The sequence below is a fragment of the Bacteroides faecalis genome, from assembly GCF_003865075.1.
GTDB lineage: Bacteria > Bacteroidota > Bacteroidia > Bacteroidales > Bacteroidaceae > Bacteroides > Bacteroides faecalis.
The window spans coordinates 1-20397 of the sequence record NZ_BHWB01000004.1 but is presented as its reverse complement, the minus strand read 5'-3'; the positions used below and the strand labels follow the sequence as shown (position 1 = coordinate 20397).

The 20397-nt window shown below is 40.1% G+C and carries 15 protein-coding genes, 2 tRNA genes, 2 rRNA genes and 1 pseudogene; 2 read left to right on the top strand and 18 right to left on the bottom strand.

Features of this window, described 5'->3' with window-relative positions; all coding sequences use genetic code 11:
• Positions 1-10 precede the first annotated feature (10 nt).
• The 6 genes and pseudogenes from EJF25_RS07985 to tig all read right to left on the bottom strand — a co-directional run bounded on the left by EJF25_RS07985 (position 11) and on the right by tig (position 9000).
• Positions 11-1555, bottom strand: coding sequence for a peptidylprolyl isomerase (locus EJF25_RS07985; RefSeq protein ID WP_125040816.1), 1545 nt, complete (start codon positions 1553-1555; stop codon positions 11-13).
• Positions 1556-1686: 131 nt separating this feature from the next.
• Positions 1687-3165 carry an IMP dehydrogenase gene (gene guaB, locus EJF25_RS07980; protein WP_125040815.1) on the bottom strand — a complete coding sequence of 493 codons (1479 nt, stop codon included), beginning with the start codon at positions 3163-3165 and terminating at the stop codon, positions 1687-1689.
• A gap of 86 nt (positions 3166-3251) precedes the next feature.
• Positions 3252-5431: pseudogene (gene recQ / locus EJF25_RS07975) on the bottom strand (DNA helicase RecQ).
• 168 nt (positions 5432-5599) lie between these two features.
• Positions 5600-6844 carry an ATP-dependent Clp protease ATP-binding subunit ClpX gene (gene clpX, locus EJF25_RS07970; RefSeq protein ID WP_125040814.1) on the bottom strand — a complete coding sequence of 415 codons (1245 nt, stop codon included), beginning with the start codon at positions 6842-6844 and terminating at the stop codon, positions 5600-5602.
• Between the two features lie 2 nt (positions 6845-6846).
• Entirely contained in the window at positions 6847-7509 is a 663-nt protein-coding gene (gene clpP / locus EJF25_RS07965) for an ATP-dependent Clp endopeptidase proteolytic subunit ClpP (RefSeq protein WP_125040813.1), read from the bottom strand.
• 135 nt (positions 7510-7644) lie between these two features.
• Positions 7645-9000, bottom strand: coding sequence for a trigger factor (gene tig, locus EJF25_RS07960; protein WP_125040812.1), 1356 nt, complete (start codon positions 8998-9000; stop codon positions 7645-7647).
• Between the two features lie 398 nt (positions 9001-9398).
• Here tig and rbpC point away from each other — a divergent pair, with 398 nt between their 5' ends.
• The gene (gene rbpC, locus EJF25_RS07955) at positions 9399-9644 is read left to right on the top strand and encodes an RNA-binding protein RbpC (RefSeq protein ID WP_025076175.1); all 246 of its coding nucleotides are present in this window, start codon (positions 9399-9401) and stop codon (positions 9642-9644) included.
• 80 nt (positions 9645-9724) lie between these two features.
• On the opposite strand, the gene EJF25_RS07950 is transcribed toward rbpC, so the two are convergent.
• The gene (locus EJF25_RS07950; RefSeq protein ID WP_125040811.1) at positions 9725-10495 is read right to left on the bottom strand and encodes an ABC transporter ATP-binding protein; all 771 of its coding nucleotides are present in this window, start codon (positions 10493-10495) and stop codon (positions 9725-9727) included.
• Positions 10492-11235 carry an MlaE family ABC transporter permease gene (locus EJF25_RS07945; protein WP_077155368.1) on the bottom strand — a complete coding sequence of 248 codons (744 nt, stop codon included), beginning with the start codon at positions 11233-11235 and terminating at the stop codon, positions 10492-10494. Before EJF25_RS07945 ends, EJF25_RS07950 begins: the two co-directional genes overlap by 4 nt.
• Before the next feature lie 75 nt (positions 11236-11310).
• Here EJF25_RS07945 and lptB point away from each other — a divergent pair, with 75 nt between their 5' ends.
• Entirely contained in the window at positions 11311-12075 is a 765-nt protein-coding gene (gene lptB / locus EJF25_RS07940; RefSeq protein WP_025076178.1) for an LPS export ABC transporter ATP-binding protein, read from the top strand.
• Between the two features lie 100 nt (positions 12076-12175).
• Here the strand turns inward: lptB and der are convergent, their stop codons facing one another.
• From der to EJF25_RS07895, 10 genes are all read right to left on the bottom strand, one after another.
• Positions 12176-13489 (bottom strand): ribosome biogenesis GTPase Der, encoded by a 1314-nt coding sequence (gene der, locus EJF25_RS07935; RefSeq protein ID WP_125040810.1) that lies wholly within the window; start codon positions 13487-13489, stop codon positions 12176-12178.
• A gap of 48 nt (positions 13490-13537) precedes the next feature.
• The gene (gene era / locus EJF25_RS07930) at positions 13538-14419 is read right to left on the bottom strand and encodes a GTPase Era (protein ID WP_125040809.1); all 882 of its coding nucleotides are present in this window, start codon (positions 14417-14419) and stop codon (positions 13538-13540) included.
• Positions 14420-14502: 83 nt separating this feature from the next.
• On the bottom strand, positions 14503-15510 hold the full coding sequence (locus tag EJF25_RS07925) for a beta-ketoacyl-ACP synthase III (RefSeq protein WP_125040808.1): 1008 nt from the start codon (positions 15508-15510) through the stop codon (positions 14503-14505).
• An 87-nt stretch (positions 15511-15597) separates the two neighbouring features.
• Entirely contained in the window at positions 15598-15783 is a 186-nt protein-coding gene (gene rpmF / locus EJF25_RS07920; RefSeq protein WP_002562387.1) for a 50S ribosomal protein L32, read from the bottom strand.
• A 12-nt stretch (positions 15784-15795) separates the two neighbouring features.
• Positions 15796-16374, bottom strand: coding sequence for a YceD family protein (locus EJF25_RS07915; RefSeq protein ID WP_077155372.1), 579 nt, complete (start codon positions 16372-16374; stop codon positions 15796-15798).
• A gap of 200 nt (positions 16375-16574) precedes the next feature.
• A 5S ribosomal RNA gene (gene rrf, locus EJF25_RS07910) occupies positions 16575-16685 on the bottom strand.
• A 108-nt stretch (positions 16686-16793) separates the two neighbouring features.
• Positions 16794-19676, bottom strand: a 23S ribosomal RNA gene (locus EJF25_RS07905).
• The gene (locus EJF25_RS26115) at positions 19677-19808 is read right to left on the bottom strand and encodes a hypothetical protein (RefSeq protein WP_262707190.1); all 132 of its coding nucleotides are present in this window, start codon (positions 19806-19808) and stop codon (positions 19677-19679) included.
• 25 nt (positions 19809-19833) lie between these two features.
• Positions 19834-19910, bottom strand: a tRNA-Ala gene (locus tag EJF25_RS07900).
• A 74-nt stretch (positions 19911-19984) separates the two neighbouring features.
• Positions 19985-20058, bottom strand: a tRNA-Ile gene (locus EJF25_RS07895).
• Between the last annotated feature and the right edge of the window lie 339 nt (positions 20059-20397).

Sequence of the window (20397 nt, the reverse complement as noted above, 5' to 3'; positions counted from 1 at the left end):
ATCGGTTACATCAGTTATTATTAACGGTTTTTAAAACCTCTTCGTTAATTTCAACCTTAGCGGAAGCCTGCAATTCCCGCTCCCAGTATGTATAAAGATAGTTTCTATAATCCTTTCTCACCCGTTCTATAACTTCTCTATAATCATCCGGTCCCTTCCTTTTCCGACCCACGACAACAGTAAAAGGATAATACATAACAGGTTCAAATTCACCTTTCTTAAAGACCAATTTATCTATGTATTTATTATCCCCGCCGGCAAAAATTCCTTGTTCGACTTTTATTTTTTCATCACCAAATGTATTAAAAGTTTTCTGCAATGTATCAGCCCACTCTTTTTCCGGTACTTTCTTTAAAAGCTTTTTAGCCTGTTTGGCTATTCTTTTATCAGCACAGTGTAGAATAATTCCTTTATATCTTGGACTTTTCCAACGATAATCCTCTTGATGAAACTTAAAATATGTAGCCAAACCTACTCGATCATTTACTGATGGCAAATCTATTTGCTGACGTGTTACTTCTGTAACCAGATAATCTTCGCCATATTCTTGCACAGCACGTCGAACTTCCGGATGTTTACTCTCCAACTGCTCACTTTCATAATCAAGTAATGACTTCGCTATAAATCCATCCAACTGGCGCTTTATCGACAAAGGATGAGAAGCAGCAAACCGTTTAAACATTGTCCCCGTATACTCTTGGCCATCAATAGTAAACAAAGTTTGTGTTGTTACTCCCCGGCCCAATAGTTCTTCTATTCCCGACTGATTTAAAGTATATTGATATTCTTTTTTCAACCGTTCAACCACGACCTCTGTCCCTTTATTCAAAACCTGTAAATTATTTAATCGCTTCGCAAGTATCCCTGAAACATTTTCGTAAACCGGCATTTCTTTTTTATCAATCACTTTTAGAATATGTAATCCTTCCGGAGTAAAAAAAGGTTGAGAAACCTCACCCTTTGACAAAGAGAATGCTACTTTTTCCAACTCAGAGGTTGTTTGTAAAGTCTCGATCCATTGACAACGTTTATCATCCGAATATTTTTCCACCAAGGAAATAAAATCTATATCAGGCTGACTTTCTATCAGTCTATATAAGGAGTCCATACGGTTTTGTTCCTCCTGAATTCGTCCGACAGTCATTGTTTGGGGAAGAGATTTAAATAGTTGCATCACTTGGATCTGTCCATTTCCATGGGTTGATTGAATTTTCTGATAAAGTATCCGAGAACAGCTATCCAACACCAATGTATCGACAAGATAAGACTTCCGTAGCCTCTCCAGATACTCTTTTTGTCGGTCACGAAAACTCAAAGTAGTATCAATCCCCACTGCTTTGGCAGCATCAACCTTCAACTTATGTAAAACGAAAAGTTTTGTATATTCTATAGGAGAAAGTTTTGTTTCCGAATTTGCCGAATTACGCCGATAAGCATATTCAAACTCAGAGCGAAATATTTCTTTCCCGTTAATTCGCATCAACACTGGATCTTCCTGGGCAAAAGACAAGATTCCCCAAAAACAAATCACTCCTAAAAGCAAACTCCTTTTCATATCATATTCTTTACTTTTCAAACTGCAAACACATTGAGAATGATAAAAAGCACAAACGGTGAATGGCAAGCACTATGCAGAAAAACATAGCTGTTCACCGTCCACCGTTTATCATTTACAGTTCTTATATTTTATTCCGGACGACTGTAGTTAGGCGATTCACTAGTAATCGTAACATCGTGCGGATGACTTTCCATTACCCCTGCATTGGTTATACGTGTAAACTTCGCATCATGAAGTTTCTCAATGCTAGCGGCACCGCAATATCCCATACCTGCACGTAAACCACCTGTCAGTTGATAAACTACTTCATAAAGAGTACCTTTATAAGGAACTCGTGCAGCGATACCTTCCGGAACCAACTTCTTCACATCAGCAGTTCCACTCTGGAAATAACGATCTTTTGAACCATTTTCCATTGCTTCCAAAGATCCCATACCACGATATGACTTGAATTTACGTCCATTGAAAATAATAGTATCGCCCGGAGACTCTTCTGTTCCTGCAACCAATGAACCGATCATTACGCAATATCCACCCGCTGCCAATGCTTTTACAACATCACCGGAATAGCGTAAACCACCATCAGCTATCAAAGGAATACCAGTACCTTTTAATGCTTTAGCCACATCGTATACAGCAGAAAGTTGAGGAACACCAACACCGGCAACAACACGGGTAGTACAGATAGAACCTGGACCAATACCTACTTTCACAGCGTCAGCACCTGCTTCTGCCAATGCTTTTGCAGCGGCACCAGTAGCGATATTACCTACTACTATATCAATATTCGGGAAACGTTTCTTTGCTTCTTTCAACTTCTCGATCACGTACATTGAATGTCCATGAGCAGTATCAATAACAATAGCATCTGCACCAGCAGCTACCAAAGCTTCCATACGATCCAAAGTATCAGCAGTTACACCAACACCAGCTGCTACACGCAAACGACCTTTGGAATCTTTACATGCCATCGGTTTATCTTTTGCTTTTGTTATATCTTTATAAGTAACAAGACCAATCAATTTTCCATCTTTACCAACAATCGGCAACTTTTCAATCTTGTGTTCCTGCAAGATTTGTGCAGCAGATTCAAGATCTGTAGATTGATTAGTTGTTACCAATCTTTCTTTCGGGGTCATAACATGATCAACATGTTTGTCCATATCCTTCTCAAAACGCAAGTCTCTGTTTGTAACAATACCAACCAGATAACCTTCATCATCTACTACAGGGATGCCACCGATTTTATATTCAGCCATTATGTTCAATGCATCAAGAACAGTAGAACCTCTTTTGATCGTGACAGGGTCATAAATCATACCATTTTCGGCACGTTTTACAATAGCAACTTGTCTTGCCTGCTCTTCAATAGACATGTTTTTGTGAATTACACCTATACCACCTTCACGAGCAATAGCAATAGCCATTTTCGCTTCGGTAACCGTATCCATAGCTGCAGTCACAAAGGGGATTTTTAACTCAATGTTTTTTGAAAACTTTGTCGAGAGATCGACAGTGCGCGGTAAAACTTCAGAATAAGCGGGGATCAACAATACGTCATCGTAAGTTAATCCATCCATTACAATCTTATCAGCAATAAATGACATAGGGATATGCGTTTAAAATTTATTGCGTGCAAATATACGGTTTTTATTCAAAACCGCATACCTGCACGCCTATTTTTTTCGCTTTTTTAATTTGCCATTTCAGAGATAAACTTGATACGAACCAAGCGAACCTCTTCTTCAGTAAATTCATCTCCTAATTCGTCAGTGCATCATCTATCTTATCTGTAGTCGATTCTTTAAAATAATCATAGATGTCAAGCAAATGGTCTTCATCCATAATCTCTTCCAAGAAATAATCGATATTCAATTTTGTTCCGGAGTAAACAATTGCCTCAACTTCATCCAGTAAATCACCAAACTCAATACCTTTAGATAGAGCAATATCATCTAAAGCTACTTTTCGGTCAATCGCCTGAATAATTGAAACTTTCATTTTGGACTTATTAGCAACGGTTCTCACGCGCAAGTCTTCCGGACGTTCAATTTCATTTTCTTCACAATGACGTTTGATCAACTTACAGAATTCCTCACCATAACGTTTTGCTTTTCCGGCACCTACACCCGGAATATTTTGCAATTCATCCAATGTTACAGGATAGATAGTCGCCATCGCTTCTAAAGATGGATCCTGGAAGATAACATAAGGAGGAACTTCCAATTTCTTTGAAAGTTTCTTTCGCAAGTCTTTCAACATCGAGTAAAGAGCAGGGTCTACTGCACAAGAGCCACCTCCACGTGCCGGAACCTCTTCCTCTGTCTCTTCGAAATCATTATCCTCGGTAATCTTAAACGATTTTGGTTTCTTCAGGAACTTATGTCCTTCTTCCGTTACCTTCAGGAGACCATAATTCTCCACATCTTTACTTAAGTAACCGGCAATTAATGCCTGACGAATCACCGCATTCCACGTTTTATCTTCTTCACCCATTCCCGATCCGAATACTTCAAGATCTTCATGTAGGTGAGCTTGTATTTCTGACGTTTCTTTACCTTGTAATATGTCTATTATATAATCTGCTTTAAAATTCTCTTTCACCGCGATAATCGCTTCAATCACGGTGCACAATAACTCTTGAGCCTCCACTTGTTTTTTAGGGTTTAAACAGTTGTCACAATTTCCACAATTTTCTTCCGTATACTCTTCACCAAAATAGTGTAATAACGTCTTACGACGACATACGGAAGATTCGGCATAAGCAGCGGTCTCTAACAAAAGCTGCTTGCCTATTTCCTGCTCAGCTACAGGTTTTCCTTGCATGAACTTTTCCAGCTTCTGCAAGTCTTTATTTGTATAAAAGGTTATACACTGACCTTCACCACCATCTCTACCGGCACGTCCTGTCTCCTGATAGTATCCTTCCAGACTTTTCGGTATATCGTAATGAATCACAAATCTCACATCCGGTTTATCAATACCCATTCCGAAGGCAATAGTCGCAACAATTACTTCTACTTTTTCCATCAGGAAGTCGTCCTGATTCTTCGTTCTAGTCACTGAATCCATTCCAGCATGATAAGGTCTCGCATTAATACCATTTGCCTGAAGAATTTCAGCCAATTCTTCAACCTTCTTCCGGCTCAGACAATAAATAATACCCGATTTTTCCGAATTGTTCTTGATAAATTTGATGATATCTCTATCAATATTACTAGTCTTTGCACGTACCTCATAATAAAGGTTCGGACGGTTGAACGATGATTTGAATACTTGGGCATCTACCATGCCCAGATTCTTCTGAATATCGTGTTGTACCTTTGGTGTCGCAGTTGCTGTCAATGCTATCAATGGAGCTTTGCCAATCTCATTTATGATAGGACGTATCCTCCGATATTCCGGACGAAAATCATGTCCCCACTCAGAAATACAGTGAGCTTCGTCTACAGCATAAAACGAGATCTTTACCGAGCGTAGAAATTCCACGTTTTCTTCCTTCGTCAAAGACTCAGGTGCTACATATAGCAATTTTGTCTTTCCGGCAAGAATGTCAGAACGAACCTGGTCTATTGCACCTTTATTTAATGAAGAGTTAATGAAATGTGCAATACCGTCCTCTTCACTGAAGTTACGCATTGCATCCACTTGATTCTTCATCAGTGCAATCAACGGAGAAATAACAATCGCCGTACCTTCCATCAAAAGTGAAGGTAACTGATAGCATAGAGATTTTCCACCACCAGTAGGCATCAGCACAAAGGTATCTCCACCATCGAGCAAATTATGAATAATTGCTTCCTGATTTCCTTTGAATTTATCAAATCCGAAATACTTTTTCAGTTCATCTGTTAAATTAATCTTCCCTGCCATCTTTAACTTTAGGTTGTTTTATTCAGTTTATGGTTTAACTTTAAAGCGCTCTCCATATGAGAGCCTTAACAAAGTTATAAACAACTTCTTAATTACCAAGCAAAATACGACTAATATTTTCAAGAAAAAACAGAAAAAATCATTTTTACTTGCCTTTACCTTTTGATATTAAGCAGTTTGTAATCTTGCCACATTCGCCTTCTCCAGCTGATGTTTAGCATAATCCAGCGTCACTTTATAGTCTTTTTTGTTTTCTGACGGGATTTCAAACATGACATCCATCATGATTGTCTCCACTATAGAACGCAGTCCGCGCGCACCAAGTTTATATTCCACTGCCTTATCTACAATATATTCAAAAACCGATTCTTCAAATGTCAGTTTAATACCATCCATTTCGAATAGTTTGATATATTGTTTGATTATAGAATTTTTCGGTTCGGTAAGAATAGCACGAAGTGCATTACGATCCAAAGGATTCAGATAAGTCAGTACCGGAAGACGTCCGATAATCTCGGGAATTAATCCGAATGACTTCAAATCTTGAGGAGCAATATACTGCATCATATTATTCTTGTCGATCACTGCTGTTTTTTGAGAAGCAGTATAACCTACAACATGAGTATTCAGACGCTGTGCTATTTTCTTCTCGATACCATCAAAAGCACCTCCACAAATAAAAAGAATATGCTTGGTATTCACTGGAATCATTTTCTGGTCAGGATGTTTACGTCCCCCCTGAGGAGGAACATTCACAACTGAACCTTCTAATAATTTTAGTAAACCCTGCTGTACTCCTTCCCCGCTTACATCACGAGTGATGGAAGGGTTATCCCCTTTACGAGCAATCTTATCTATTTCATCAATAAACACGATACCTTGCTCGGCCTCGGGAACATTATAATCTGCCACTTGAAGCAAACGAGTCAGAATACTTTCAATATCTTCTCCCACATACCCGGCTTCTGTTAAAACAGTTGCATCCACAATCGTAAACGGGACATGGAGAAGTTTGGCAATCGTGCGTGCCAGTAACGTTTTTCCTGTTCCGGTACTACCCACCATGATGATGTTTGATTTTTCTATTTCCACATCATCGCCACTATCTTTTTGCAAAAGACGTTTATAATGGTTGTACACTGATACAGACAGGAAGCGTTTTGCGTCATCCTGTCCTATTACATACTGATCAAGGAATTCTTTAATTTCTACCGGTTTAGGCAGCTCCTTTAAATTAAGTTTGGTAGTTCCCGCTCCTTTTTTGCTTCCTCCTAACGCTTCTTGAGTAATCTCATAAGCTTGAGTAGCACAACTATCACAGATATAACCGTTCATTCCTGTAATTAGGAATCCGACCTCATTCTCCGAACGTCCGCAGAAGCTACATCTTTTCTTTGTCTTTGAATCAGCCATTTTTATTTTTTAATCAACACTTCATCAATCATACCGTATTCTTTTGCTTCCTGAGCAGTCATCCAATAGTCGCGGTCTGAATCAGCCCACACTTTGTCGAAGTCAGTATGCGAATGTTCAGCAATGATTGTATAAAGTTCTTTCTTCAATTTCTGAATTTCACGAGCCGTGATTTCAATGTCCGAAGCCTGTCCCTGAGCACCTCCCATCGGCTGATGAATCATCACACGCGAATGAGGCAACGCAGAACGTTTACCAGCTGCACCAGAAACCAATAAAACAGCAGCCATTGAAGCAGCCATACCTGTACAGATGGTAGCCACATCACTTGAAATAAACTGCATAGTATCGTAAATACCTAATCCAGCATATACACTTCCACCAGGAGAATTGATATAGATAGAAATGTCCTTACCCGGATCTACAGAATCCAGATAAAGCAACTGAGCCTGGAGCGTATTAGCTGTATAATCATCGATCTGTGTACCCAAGAAAATGATACGATCCATCATCAATCGTGAAAAAACGTCCAACTGAGTTACGTTTAACTGTCTTTCTTCCAAAATATAGGGATTCAAATACCCGGCTTGCGACTTAATCACATCATCCAGTACCATACCATTCATACCTAAATGTTTGGTAGCGTATTTTCTAAAATCATCCATGTTATTGTTCCTTTCTATTATTTTTAAATAAATGTAAGTGCAAAGAAACGAAAAAGAACACAGAGATACAAAAAAACACAGAGTTATAATTTTATAAAAACTCTGTGTTTCTGTGACTTTATATTCTGTTCAAGATTATTCAAACATCTTATTGAATTCTTCCATAGAAACAACCTTGTTCTCCAATGTTACCTTAGCCTTTAACGCTTCAGCCAATTTCACTTCCACTACGCGGCTTACCAGATTATTGATTGTTTCTTTCTTCTTCAACATTTCCTGTGCATAGTTATCAAGTACATCATCCGGAATAGACAACATACCGTATTGAGCAAACTGAGCCTTAGTAGTTTCTTTTGCCATCTTCAGAACATCTTCTTGTTCTACCTTGATATTGTTTGATTCTACCAACTGTTCTTTGATCAGATGCCAAGTCAGTTCTTCGATGCTCTTATCGTAGTTCTCAGCAACGTATTCTTCACCTTTTTCTTCATTGTTCAGCAACATGATACGTTTCAGCAATGCATCCGGGAATTCCAGTTTACCAACTTTTTCCATCAACACTTTACGAATATCGATCAAGAATTTATAGTCGCTGTCAGCAACAAATCTTGCAGCAATATCTTCTTTAATCTTAGCACGGAATTCTTCTTCTGTCTTCACAACACCTTCACCGAAAGCCTGGTCGAATACTTCCTGGTTCAAATCACCCGGAACAAAACGAGTTATTTCTTCAATTTGGAAGCTAAAATTAGACTTCACATCTTTAGCTATTGCCTTGTCAATCTTCAATAAAGAAGCAAGTTCTGCTTCGTGACCATCATAAGCAACGTTCGGGTTGAATACCAAAACATCATTTATTTTAGCATTAGCAAAGATAGCTTTCTGTTCATCGTTCTTCATGTATGAAGGCATCAAAACAGCTCCTTCTACCTGAATACCGCTTTCCTTTGTATTACCTTCATCGTCCAGTTGTGCCAACAGCCCTTTCAGCATGTCATTTTCTTCGTAAACGTCTACCTTATCATATTTACCAGTACGTTGAGTGTACATCTTCACCTGGTTTTCAACCATTTCGTCAGACACTTCAATTGTATAGTAATCTACTTTATCTTTTGTATCAACTTCAGCTTTGAATTCAGGAGCCAATGCGATATCGAATACAAAGTCAAACTCTTCCATTGTATCGAAGTCGATAGCTTGTTGCTTCTCTTCGTTAGGCAATGGTTCACCCAACATATTTACCTTATTTTCTTTAATATAGTTGTAAACAGCTTCTTGCAAAGTCTTATTCACTTCTTCTGCAATCACTGATTTACCGTACATTTTCTTAATTAGGCTCAACGGAACCATTCCCTGACGGAATCCTGGAATCTGCGCCTTCTGACGAAGTGACTTCAACGACTTGTCTACCTTCCCTTGATAGTCAGCTTTCTCAAGCTTTACAGTAAGCTGTGCGCTTACTTTGTCAATGTTTTGTAATGAAACGTTCATTCTGACAATTATTTATTTGATTTATACTTTGTTCTATATCCTCAAAGAAGGTGCAAAATTAGCGCTAATCTTTTAAATTTCAAAAGACATTGCGGATTTATTTCTAATCTCATCTGGAATATCAATGTAACAAATCCATGACAGGCAACCTTTATTTGAACTCATCGTATTCTTTTTTTCTCATTTTCTGCAAATTAAAGGGAAAAAAGATGGTCAATCCAAAAATTATTCTTTTCTTTGTCCCGGATTGATGGAGCATTAGTTTTTCGATTTCTATCACAAGGTTTTACTGCTGTTGCAAAAACGCATTTGTAAACTCTCTGTTGTTTTAATCCTAGTATTAGTAACCATCTATCCGGAGAGTTTTATTCATTTATTTATTTTTTATCATTTTCATTATGAACATTTATGTTGGAAACCTTAACTACCGTGTTAAGGAACAAGATCTGCAACAAGTGATGGAAGATTACGGAGCAGTATCATCAGTTAAAGTAGTTATGGACCGTGAAACCGGTAAATCTAAAGGATTCGCTTTCATTGAAATGGAAGATGACGCTGCCGCAGCTAAAGCAATTGCAGAATTGAACGGTGCTGAATACATGGGACGTACCATGGTAGTTAAAGAAGCTAGACCTAGAGCCTAATTCCCGACGCTAACATAGCTAATAAAAAAAACTTCTGCCACTTGTGACAGGAGTTTTTCTTTTTATATCATTCCTTAATATTAGCCTTCCAAACTTTGCACTTCCACATCCTTAACTTTACGAAGCAGATCAGAAGCAAAAATAAAGTTATTCAACCGTTGATTTGTCGAAGTGAATATATCATCTTTGGTTCCTTCCCACTCTTTATGACCATCATAAATATAAATTACCTTTTCACCGATTCCCATAACAGAGTTCATATCATGAGTATTGATAATGGTTGTCATATTATATTCTTGAGTAATATCATGAATCAAATCATCAATTACTAAGGAAGTTTTCGGGTCCAATCCTGAATTCGGTTCATCACAGAACAAATACTGAGGATTTAAAGCAATAGCACGAGCAATAGCCACACGTTTCTGCATACCTCCACTTATCTCACCGGGATATTTATCTTTCGCTTCTGCCAGATTCACACGTTCCAAACAAAACATTGCCCGCTTTGTACGTTCACGAAGCGTGTCGTTACTAAACATATTCAACGGAAACATCACATTATCCAGTACCGACATAGAGTCGAAAAGTGCTGCACTTTGGAAAATCATTCCCATCTCCTTGCGAAGCATCTTTTTCTCCTTTTTACCCATCAATACAAGATTACGACCGTCATACAAGACTTTTCCTTTCTCAGGAACCAGCAAACCAACGATACATTTCATCAGTACTGTTTTACCTGATCCACTCTGTCCAATAATCAAGTTTGTCTTTCCATTTTCAAAAGTCGCATTGATATCGCTCAATACGGTCTTGCCATCAAATGATTTATAAAGTCCTTTTACATCAATCATCCCATTAAAAGTTTAGTTAATACCAAATCTGCAAACAGAATTAAAACACTACTGCACACTACGGCATCTGTAGAAGCCTTTCCCACTGCAATTGAGCCGCCTTCTACCGTATATCCGAAGAAAGCCGAAACACTAGCAATAATGAAGGCAAAGAAAAGGGATTTGATAATGCCTGCCCAGATAAACCATTCGACAAACATATACTGCAATCCATATTCCAGATCGACAGCATTCATCACACCGGCAAACCAACAGGTACAAAAAGCACCAATGATTCCGGCAAAAATACTGAATGTCACTAAGATTGGAATGACAGTTACCATTGCCGTAATTTTAGGCAATATCAGGTAATTGGCAGAATTAACACCCATAATTTCAAGTGCATCAATCTGCTGTGTTACCCGCATCGTTCCTAATTCCGAAGCAATGTTCGAGCCAACTTTTCCTGCCAGAATAAGACACATAATCGAGGAAGAAAACTCCAACAACATGATCTCACGTGTCACATATCCTACTGTCCAGCGAGGCATCCATGGACTTTCAATATTCAATTTAATCTGAATGGTAATAACCGCGCCGATAAAAAATGAAATTAACAGCACGATACCAATGGAGTTCACACCTAGTTGCTCCAACTCGTTAAGGTATTGTCGGAAAAACATACGCATACGTTCAGGACGGGAAAAAGTCCGCCCCATCAGCATGATATATCGTCCGACGGTTCTCAATGCTTTTATCATAACTCACACTATTTGTCTGCAAATGTACACTATTTCAGCTTATTTTTACTACATTTGCCGCAAAATAACTTGAATATGGAAGAAAGCAAGATGGTGCTTCGTACGGAAGACCTGGTGAAGAAGTACGGTAAACGAACCGTTGTTAGCCACGTATCCATCAATGTGAAGCAAGGCGAGATTGTAGGTTTGCTTGGACCTAATGGTGCCGGTAAAACGACTTCATTCTATATGACTGTGGGATTGATTACTCCTAACGAAGGACGTATCTTTCTTGACGATCTGGAGATTACTAAGTTTCCCGTTTATAAACGTGCACAAACAGGTATTGGTTACTTGGCACAGGAGGCTTCTGTATTCCGTCAGATGAGCGTAGAAGACAATATCGCTGCAGTCCTAGAAATGACCAATAAACCTAAAGAATATCAAAAAGAGAAACTTGAAAGTTTAATAGCAGAATTCCGTCTACAAAAGGTGCGTAAGAATAAAGGTAATCAACTATCCGGTGGTGAACGCCGCCGAACGGAAATTGCCCGTTGTTTGGCTATTGACCCCAAATTTATCATGCTGGATGAACCATTCGCAGGAGTCGATCCAATCGCGGTAGAAGATATTCAGCAAATTGTATGGAAACTAAAAGATAAAAATATCGGTATCCTGATTACGGATCATAATGTTCAAGAAACATTAAGTATTACCGATCGAGCCTATTTGTTGTTTGAAGGAAAAATTCTATTCCAAGGTACACCGGAAGAACTTGCAGAGAACAAAATTGTGCGTGAGAAATACCTAAGTAATAGTTTTGTGCTGCGTCGTAAAGATTTCCAGTTAGATAAGGATTAAAGGTTTATCAGAAACTAACTCTGTATTTTCAAAGAAATAAAATAAAAATGCCCGGGGACATCAGTTCTCGGGCATTTTAGTTGAAATATGTTTTCTATAATTATTTCTGTCGAATATAAATATTAATCGGTGTACCTGTCAGGTCCCACTTTTCACGCATCTTATTCTCAAGGAAACGTTTATATGGCTCCTTTACGTATTGAGGCAAATTAGCAAAATAAACAAATGAAGGTACTTGAGTATTTGGCAACTGCGTGACATATTTAATCTTAATATACTTTCCTTTATTTGAGGGAGGAGGATAAGCCTCAATCAATGGAAGCATCTCTTCATTCAAACGGGCAGTAGGTATCTTAGTAGTACGATTTTCAAATACAGTACGAGCTTCTTCAAGGACCTTCAGAATACGTTGTTTCGTTAATGCCGAAGCAAAGATGATCGGAAAATCCACAAAAGGAGCAAAACGCGAGCGCACCGCCTCTTCAAACGTCTTCATCACTTTCACTGTCTTATCTTCCACTAAATCCCATTTGTTTATAACAACCACCAAACCCTTCTGGTTTTTCTGGATTAATGAAAATATATTCAAATCTTGGCTTTCAATACCTCTCGTAGCATCCAACATTAGAATACAAACATCTGCACCTTCAATGGCACGTATCGAACGGATAACTGAATAATACTCTAGATCTTCATTTACCTTATTCTTTTTACGAATACCAGCAGTATCTACCAAATAGAAATCGAAACCGAACTTATTATAACGGGTATAAATAGAGTCACGAGTAGTTCCAGCTATTTCTGTCACAATATTACGGTCTTCACCGATAAACGCATTTACAATAGAAGACTTTCCTGCGTTTGGCCGACCAACAACAGCAAAACGAGGAATATCATCATCTAATATTTCTGAAGTATCTTTCTTAAACTTGCTGACAACCAAATCCAACAAATCACCCGTACCGCTTCCCGTAATAGCGGAAATACAATTCGGATCACCCAACCCTAATTTATAAAACTCAGGAGCATTGTAGTGTAATTCGTTATTATCTGTTTTGTTAGCGACTATAATCACCGGACTATTCGCACGACGTAAGATAGATGCTACTTGCAAATCTAAATCAGTTACTCCATTTGTTACATCTACAACAAACAGAATGACATCTGCTTCATCTACTGCCAATAACACTTGTTTACGAATTTCTTCTTCAAAAACATCATCAGAGTTTACTACCCATCCTCCTGTGTCTACCACTGAGAACTCTCGGCCTAGCCATTCCGACTTACCATATTGTCTATCGCGAGTAGTACCCGCTTCTTCATTCACAATAGCCTGACGGGTTTTCGTCAGACGGTTAAATAAGGTAGACTTGCCCACATTCGGACGTCCTACAATTGCAACTAAATTTCCCATAGTTCAATACCTTGTTTTTTTACGACTATCACAGTCGTATGAATACTTTTAATCTAACTGATAACCAAAATTACGCAGTTCTTTATCCGAACTACGCCAATCCTTATCAACTTTCACATACGTCTCAAGGAAAACAGTTTTTCCAAAGAAACGTTCCAGTTCCCGACGCGCTTCGGTAGCGACCTTCTTCAGCGCCTTTCCCTGCTTGCCGATAATAATTCCTTTCTGCGAATCACGCTCCACATAGATCACTGCCTGAATATGGATTTTCTTCGCTTCTTCTTTAAATTGTTCTACGACCACTTCCACCGAATAAGGGATTTCTTTATCGTAGTATAACAATATCTTTTCCCGAATAATTTCATTCACAAAGAAACGGGCAGGTTTATCCGTCCACTGGTCCTTTCCAAAATAAGGAGGAGAGTCTGGCAGCAATTCCTTGATCCGTTTCATCACATAGTCTATATTAAACTTTGATGCGGCAGAGATCGGAATAATCTCAGCCTGTGGCAGCAATTCCTTCCAATCTTCCACCAACTTAACCAGCTTTTCCTGATCTGTAAGATCTATTTTATTAATAAGCAATAGAACAGGTACTGTCATCTGCCGTACCTTATCCATAAACTCATTATTCTTATCGGGTGTCTCCACCACATCAGTCACATAAAGCAAAATATCCGCATCAGTCAATGCCGAAGTAGAAAAATTCAGCATCGACTCCTGCAATTTGTAGTTAGGTTTCAATACTCCCGGAGTATCAGAAAAAACAATCTGCATCTCATCCGTATTATAGATACCCATAATTCGATGACGGGTAGTCTGAGCTTTGAATGTGGCTATCGATATACGTTCACCCACCAAAACATTCATCAATGTCGACTTTCCGACATTTGGATTTCCTACTATATTTACAAAACCTGCTTTATGCATCTCTTTTATATATTGGTTAAGACAAAAAAACGCATCGAATCGAAATAGGATGCGTTTTATAAGTTATAATTCAGTAACTAATGTTACGATTCTTTTTTTCCATCATAACCCCATTTTACATAAACCGCACCCCATGTAAATCCGGCGCCGAATGCTGTAAAGATGATGTTATCACCTTTCTTAAGTTTATCCTCAAAATCCCAGATACATAATGGAAGTGTACCTGCACTTGTGTTACCGTAATGCTCGATATTAACCAATACCTTATCCATTGGAACTTCCAAACGATGAGCCACAGCCTCGATAATACGGACATTTGCCTGATGAGGAACAATCCAGTCGATAGTATCTCGTGTCAAACCATTCTTTTCTGCAATAGCAGCCGATACATCTGACATACTGGATACAGCATATTTAAATACTGTTCTTCCTTCCTGGTGCAGATAATGCATTTTATTGTCTACTGTGAAATAAGACGGCGGACAAACCGAACCTCCAGCTTTCATGTGAAGGAAAGGTAAACCTTTACCATCTGTTCTCAAAATAGAATCCATAATACCATAATCTTCTGTTGTCGGCTCTATCATAAAGGCAGCGGCACCATCACCGAAAATAGGGCAAGTTGCACGATCTGTATAATTAACCATTGACGACATCTTATCGGCACCGACAATGATAATCTTCTTATATCTTCCCGAACGAATAAAATTAGCAGCTGTCTCCATCAAAAACAGAAAACCGCTACACGCAGCCTGTAAATCGAAAGCAAATGCATTTTTCAGTCCGAGTTTATCACAAAGAATAGAAGCAGTAGAAGGAAAGTGATAGTCAGGAGTAGTAGTAGCAACAACAACTAAATCAATATCGTCAGGATTAGCACCAGTCTTTTTCATCAACTGTTTAGCAGCTTTACGCGCCATATAAGAACTACCTAATCCTTCCTCATTCAGAATATGTCTTTCTTTTACTCCAATACGAGTCATAATCCATTCATCGTTGGTATCCACCATCTTTGATATCTCGTCATTAGTCAAGATATAATCAGGTACGTATCCTCCGACTCCTGTGATTACTGCATTTATTTTTTCCATCAAACCTATTTTAAATTAGCAATACTATAATACCTAAAGCAGCCGGAGAGCTTTGCCCCCTGGCTGTCTTGAGTATAACCGTACTGATTATACAGCTGCTTCTTTTTCGATAGCTAACTTACCTCTGTAGTATCCGCAAGCGCCACATACAGTGTGATAAACATGCCATTCACCGCAATTTGGGCATATAGCCAATGTAGGAGCTACTGCCTTATCATGAGTTCTTCTCTTCGCAGTTCTTGTTTTTGATTGTCTTCTCTTAGGATGTGCCATTTTCTTAAAACTTTAATTATTATCTAATATTTTTTTTAATTCATTCCAGCGAGGATCAACTTGTTCCTCCACTTCTTCCTCTATCACGATTTCATCCCCTCCAGTGTCGAAAACTTCATCGCTATCTTCATCAGCACTTGTTTTTATGTGCTTACTCAACTTGCTTGTCATAGCCTTGTTACACTTACCAGGAGCATGTACATGCTTCATCGGAATTGAGAGTGCAACAAACTCATACATGAACCATGCAACATTAATCTCCCCTTCTTCTTCAGGGATCACAATCAGATTATCACCTTCTTCTGCATATTCACGTCCAAACTTCACCATCAGTTTATCAGAAGAACTGATTGGCAGTTCCATTTCATCCAGACACCGGTCACATGGTACCCATACAATTCCATCTGTTTGGAAACTCAATTCGAAAGCACGAGAGGTTCTCTTTACAGTTAATGTAACATTGACTTTTCCTTTCTGAACTTCAGGACCATCAATGTGAGCGAAATAAAGATTATCCAATACAAACTCATACTTAGCAGAGTCTGCTTGCATGCCTTTCAAATCAATTTTGTATTTATCAAACTTTCCCAAAGCTTCTCTCTTTTTTAAATCGTTGGATTACAATTCGGGCGACAAAGATACAAATAAATATCCTCATAACATACAAATTATCAGTAAATCTTCACTTTTTTAATAGGTATCACAAGAATTGTACAATAAGCACTCTCTTAATCAGAGCGGATAAAAAACAGAAAGCCCCTCCGGTCAATCGACTGAAGGGGCTTCTTCAAAAACGGCAGTTACCTACTCTCCCACTGTTACGCAGTACCATCGGCGTGACGAGGCTTAACTTCTCTGTTCGGAATGGGAAGAGGTGGAACCCTCGTGCTATAACCACCTGAAAAAGGTTATGACATGATGAAAAGTAAAATTACAGTAATCATTATTATCAATAGTATTTATTATATTAATAATCATAATACGCTAAACGTATATAACAAACAAAACCAGAAAGAAAGTAGACGGGCAATTAGTAATGCTCGGCTAAGATGTTACCACCTGTACACCTGCATCCTATCAACGTCATCGTCTTTAACGACCCTAAGAAATCTAATCTTGTGGCTGGCTTCGTACTTAGATGCTTTCAGCACTTATCCAATCCCGACTTAGATACCCAGCAATGCACCTGGCGGCACAACTGGTAAACCAGAGGTCAGTCCAACACGGTCCTCTCGTACTAGTGTCAGAGCCACGCAAATTTCATACGCCCACGATAGATAGAGACCGAACTGTCTCACGACGTTCTGAACCCAGCTCGCGTGCCACTTTAATGGGCGAACAGCCCAACCCTTGGGACCTTCTCCAGCCCCAGGATGTGACGAGCCGACATCGAGGTGCCAAACCCCTCCGTCGATATGAGCTCTTGGGAGGGATCAGCCTGTTATCCCCGGAGTACCTTTTATCCTTTGAGCGATGTCCCTTCCATACGGAAACACCGGATCACTATGCTCTAGTTTCCTACCTGATCGACTTGTGAGTCTCCCAGTCAAGCGCCCTTATGCCATTACACTCTACGGACGGTTACCAATCGTCCTGAGGGCACCTTTAGAAGCCTCCGTTACTGTTTTGGAGGCGACCACCCCAGTCAAACTACCCACCAAACAGTGTCCTCGAAATTACGAGTTAGAACTCAAATAATCAAAGGGCCGTATTTCAACAGCGACTCCATTCAAACTGGCGTCTGAACTTCAAAGTCTCCGGCCTATCCTACACATTAATTACCCAAATTCAATGTTAAGCTATAGTAAAGGTTCACGGGGTCTTTTCGTCCCATCGCGGGTAATCGGCATCTTCACCGATACTACAATTTCACTGAGCTCACGGTTGAGACAGTGTCCAGATCATTACACCATTCGTGCAGGTCGGAACTTACCCGACAAGGAATTTCGCTACCTTAGGACCGTTATAGTTACGGCCGCCGTTTACTGGGGCTTCAATTCAATGCTTCTCTTGCGATGACATCTCCTCTTAACCTTCCAGCACCGGGCAGGTGTCAGGCTGTATACCGAATCTTTCGATTTTGCACAGCCCTGTGTTTTTGTTAAACAGTTGCCTGGACCTATTCTCTGCGCCCAGCCGAAAAGCTGGGACCCTTTATCCCGAAGTTACAGGGTTAATTTGCCTAGTTCCTTAACCGTGATTCACTCAAGCGCCTTAGTATATTCAACCCGACTACGTGTGTCCGTTTACGGTACGGGTACCTCAAAGATTAAGTTTAGCGGATTTTCTTGGGAGTTTGATTACATACGCTATTACTTCATTCCGAAGAATTCGGTATACTATCAGGTTCGACTCTCATCCTGGATTTGCCTGGGATGATCAGCATCTACACCCTTTAACGGACTATTCCGTCAGTCCGCGGTATTGTCACTGCTCCGTCTCCACAATCACTCTTTAAGGTAGTACAGGAATATTAACCTGTTCTGCCATCGGCTTCGCCGTTCGGCTGAGCCTTAGGACCCGACTAACCCTGATCCGATTAGCGTTGATCAGGAAACCTTAGTCTTGCGGCGAGGGGGTTTCTCACCCCCTTTATCGTTACTTATACCTACATTTGCTTTTCCACACGCTCCAGTATAGCTGACGCTACGCCTTCGACGCGGAGTGGAATGCTCCCCTACCGATCATTGCTGATCCCATAGCTTCGGTAAAACACTTAATGCCCGATTATTATCCACGCCAAACTCCTCGACTAGTGAGCTGTTACGCACTCTTTAAATGAATGGCTGCTTCCAAGCCAACATCCTAGCTGTCTTAGCAATCTGACTTCGTTAGTTCAACTTAGTGTTTATTTGGGGACCTTAGCTGATGGTCTGGATTCTTCTCCTTTGGGACATGGACCTTAGCACCCATGCCCTCACTCCTGTGATTGGACTAATGCGCATTCGGAGTTTGTCAAGACTTGATAGGCGGTGAAGCCCTCGCATCTTATCAGTCGCTCTACCTCACATTAGTAACTCACAAGGCTGCACCTAAATGCATTTCGGGGAGTACGAGCTATCTCCAAGTTTGATTAGCCTTTCACCCCCACCCTCAGGTCATCCGGAAGCTTTTCAACGCTTATCGGTTCGGTCCTCCAGTTAGTGTTACCTAACCTTCAACCTGCCCAAGGGTAGATCACTTGGTTTCGCGTCTACTCCTTCCGACTGGACGCCCTATTAAGACTCGCTTTCGCTTCGGCTGCATGTCTCTAGACACTTAACCTTGCCGGAAAAAGTAACTCGTAGGTTCATTATGCAAAAGGCACGCCGTCACTGTTTTAACAGCTCCGACCGCTTGTAGGCGCATGGTTTCAGGGACTATTTCACTCTTCTATTCGAAGTGCTTTTCACCTTTCCTTCACAGTACTGGTTCGCTATCGGTCTCTCGGGAGTATTTAGCCTTACCGGATGGTCCCGGTGGATTCACGCAAGATTTCTCGTGTCCCGCGCTACTCAGGATACCACTACGCTTCGTCTGGTTTAGAATACCGGGCTATCACCGTCTATGGCCGAACTTTCCAGATCGTTCTTCTCACCAGATGTCATGCGACATCGTGGTCCTACAACCCCATAATTGCCGTAACAACTATGGTTTGGGCTAGTCCCCGTTCGCTCGCCACTACTAGGGGAATCATTATTATTTTCTTTTCCTGCAGGTACTAAGATGTTTCAGTTCCCTGCGTTAGCTTCCATCGAGGATGGATGTCATTCCTTCAGAATGACGGGTTGTCCCATTCGGAAATCTCTGGATCAAGGGTTATTTGCACCTACCCAGAGCTTATCGCAGCTTATCACGTCCTTCATCGCCTCCGAGAGCCAAGGCATCCGCCATGCGCCCTTGCTTACTTTCTTTCAAACTGACTTCTTCATGGTTGGCATGGGAATCGTTGTATTGCTACGAAGATACCAATTGATCCAATGAAGAGTGTGCGGCTTGATATATACTTTTAGCTCTTTACTAAATTTTACTTTTTGTTTCATCATGTCAAAGATCGTTTCTCTTGCGAGATGGTGGAGAATAACGGATTCGAACCGTTGACCCTCTGCGTGCAAGGCAGATGCTCTAGCCAGCTGAGCTAATCCCCCGAAGATTATGAAGAATAAGGAGGGAGGTATTGTTTTTATTCATACCATTCGTGTTCCTTTTTGCTTCTTCGAAGTAGTCCCAGGCAGAGTTGAACTGCCGACCTCTACATTATCAGTGTAGCGCTCTAACCAACTGAGCTATAGGACTGTGTTCTACGCATTATCGGCTGCTTTCGGCATAATCGATGCAAGCATCGCTTATGCTATCTCTTGCTCGATAATTCAACCTTGTCTACCATCGTTAGACTCGGCTTCTGTTTTCTCTTGTTTATCTCTATCTATACTTCTATAGATTTGATCTATATGTTATAAATAAACAAGTACTAGTAGTACATTAAATAGAACCTTGATAGTCTATATGTTGGATGGTTGAGGTAGAATGATAATCATTTCTATTTATAGAATAGGAGTGAGAAGCTATCTACGGCCATGCAACGGTAACGACATCGCTCCAGAAAGGAGGTGTTCCAGCCGCACCTTCCGGTAC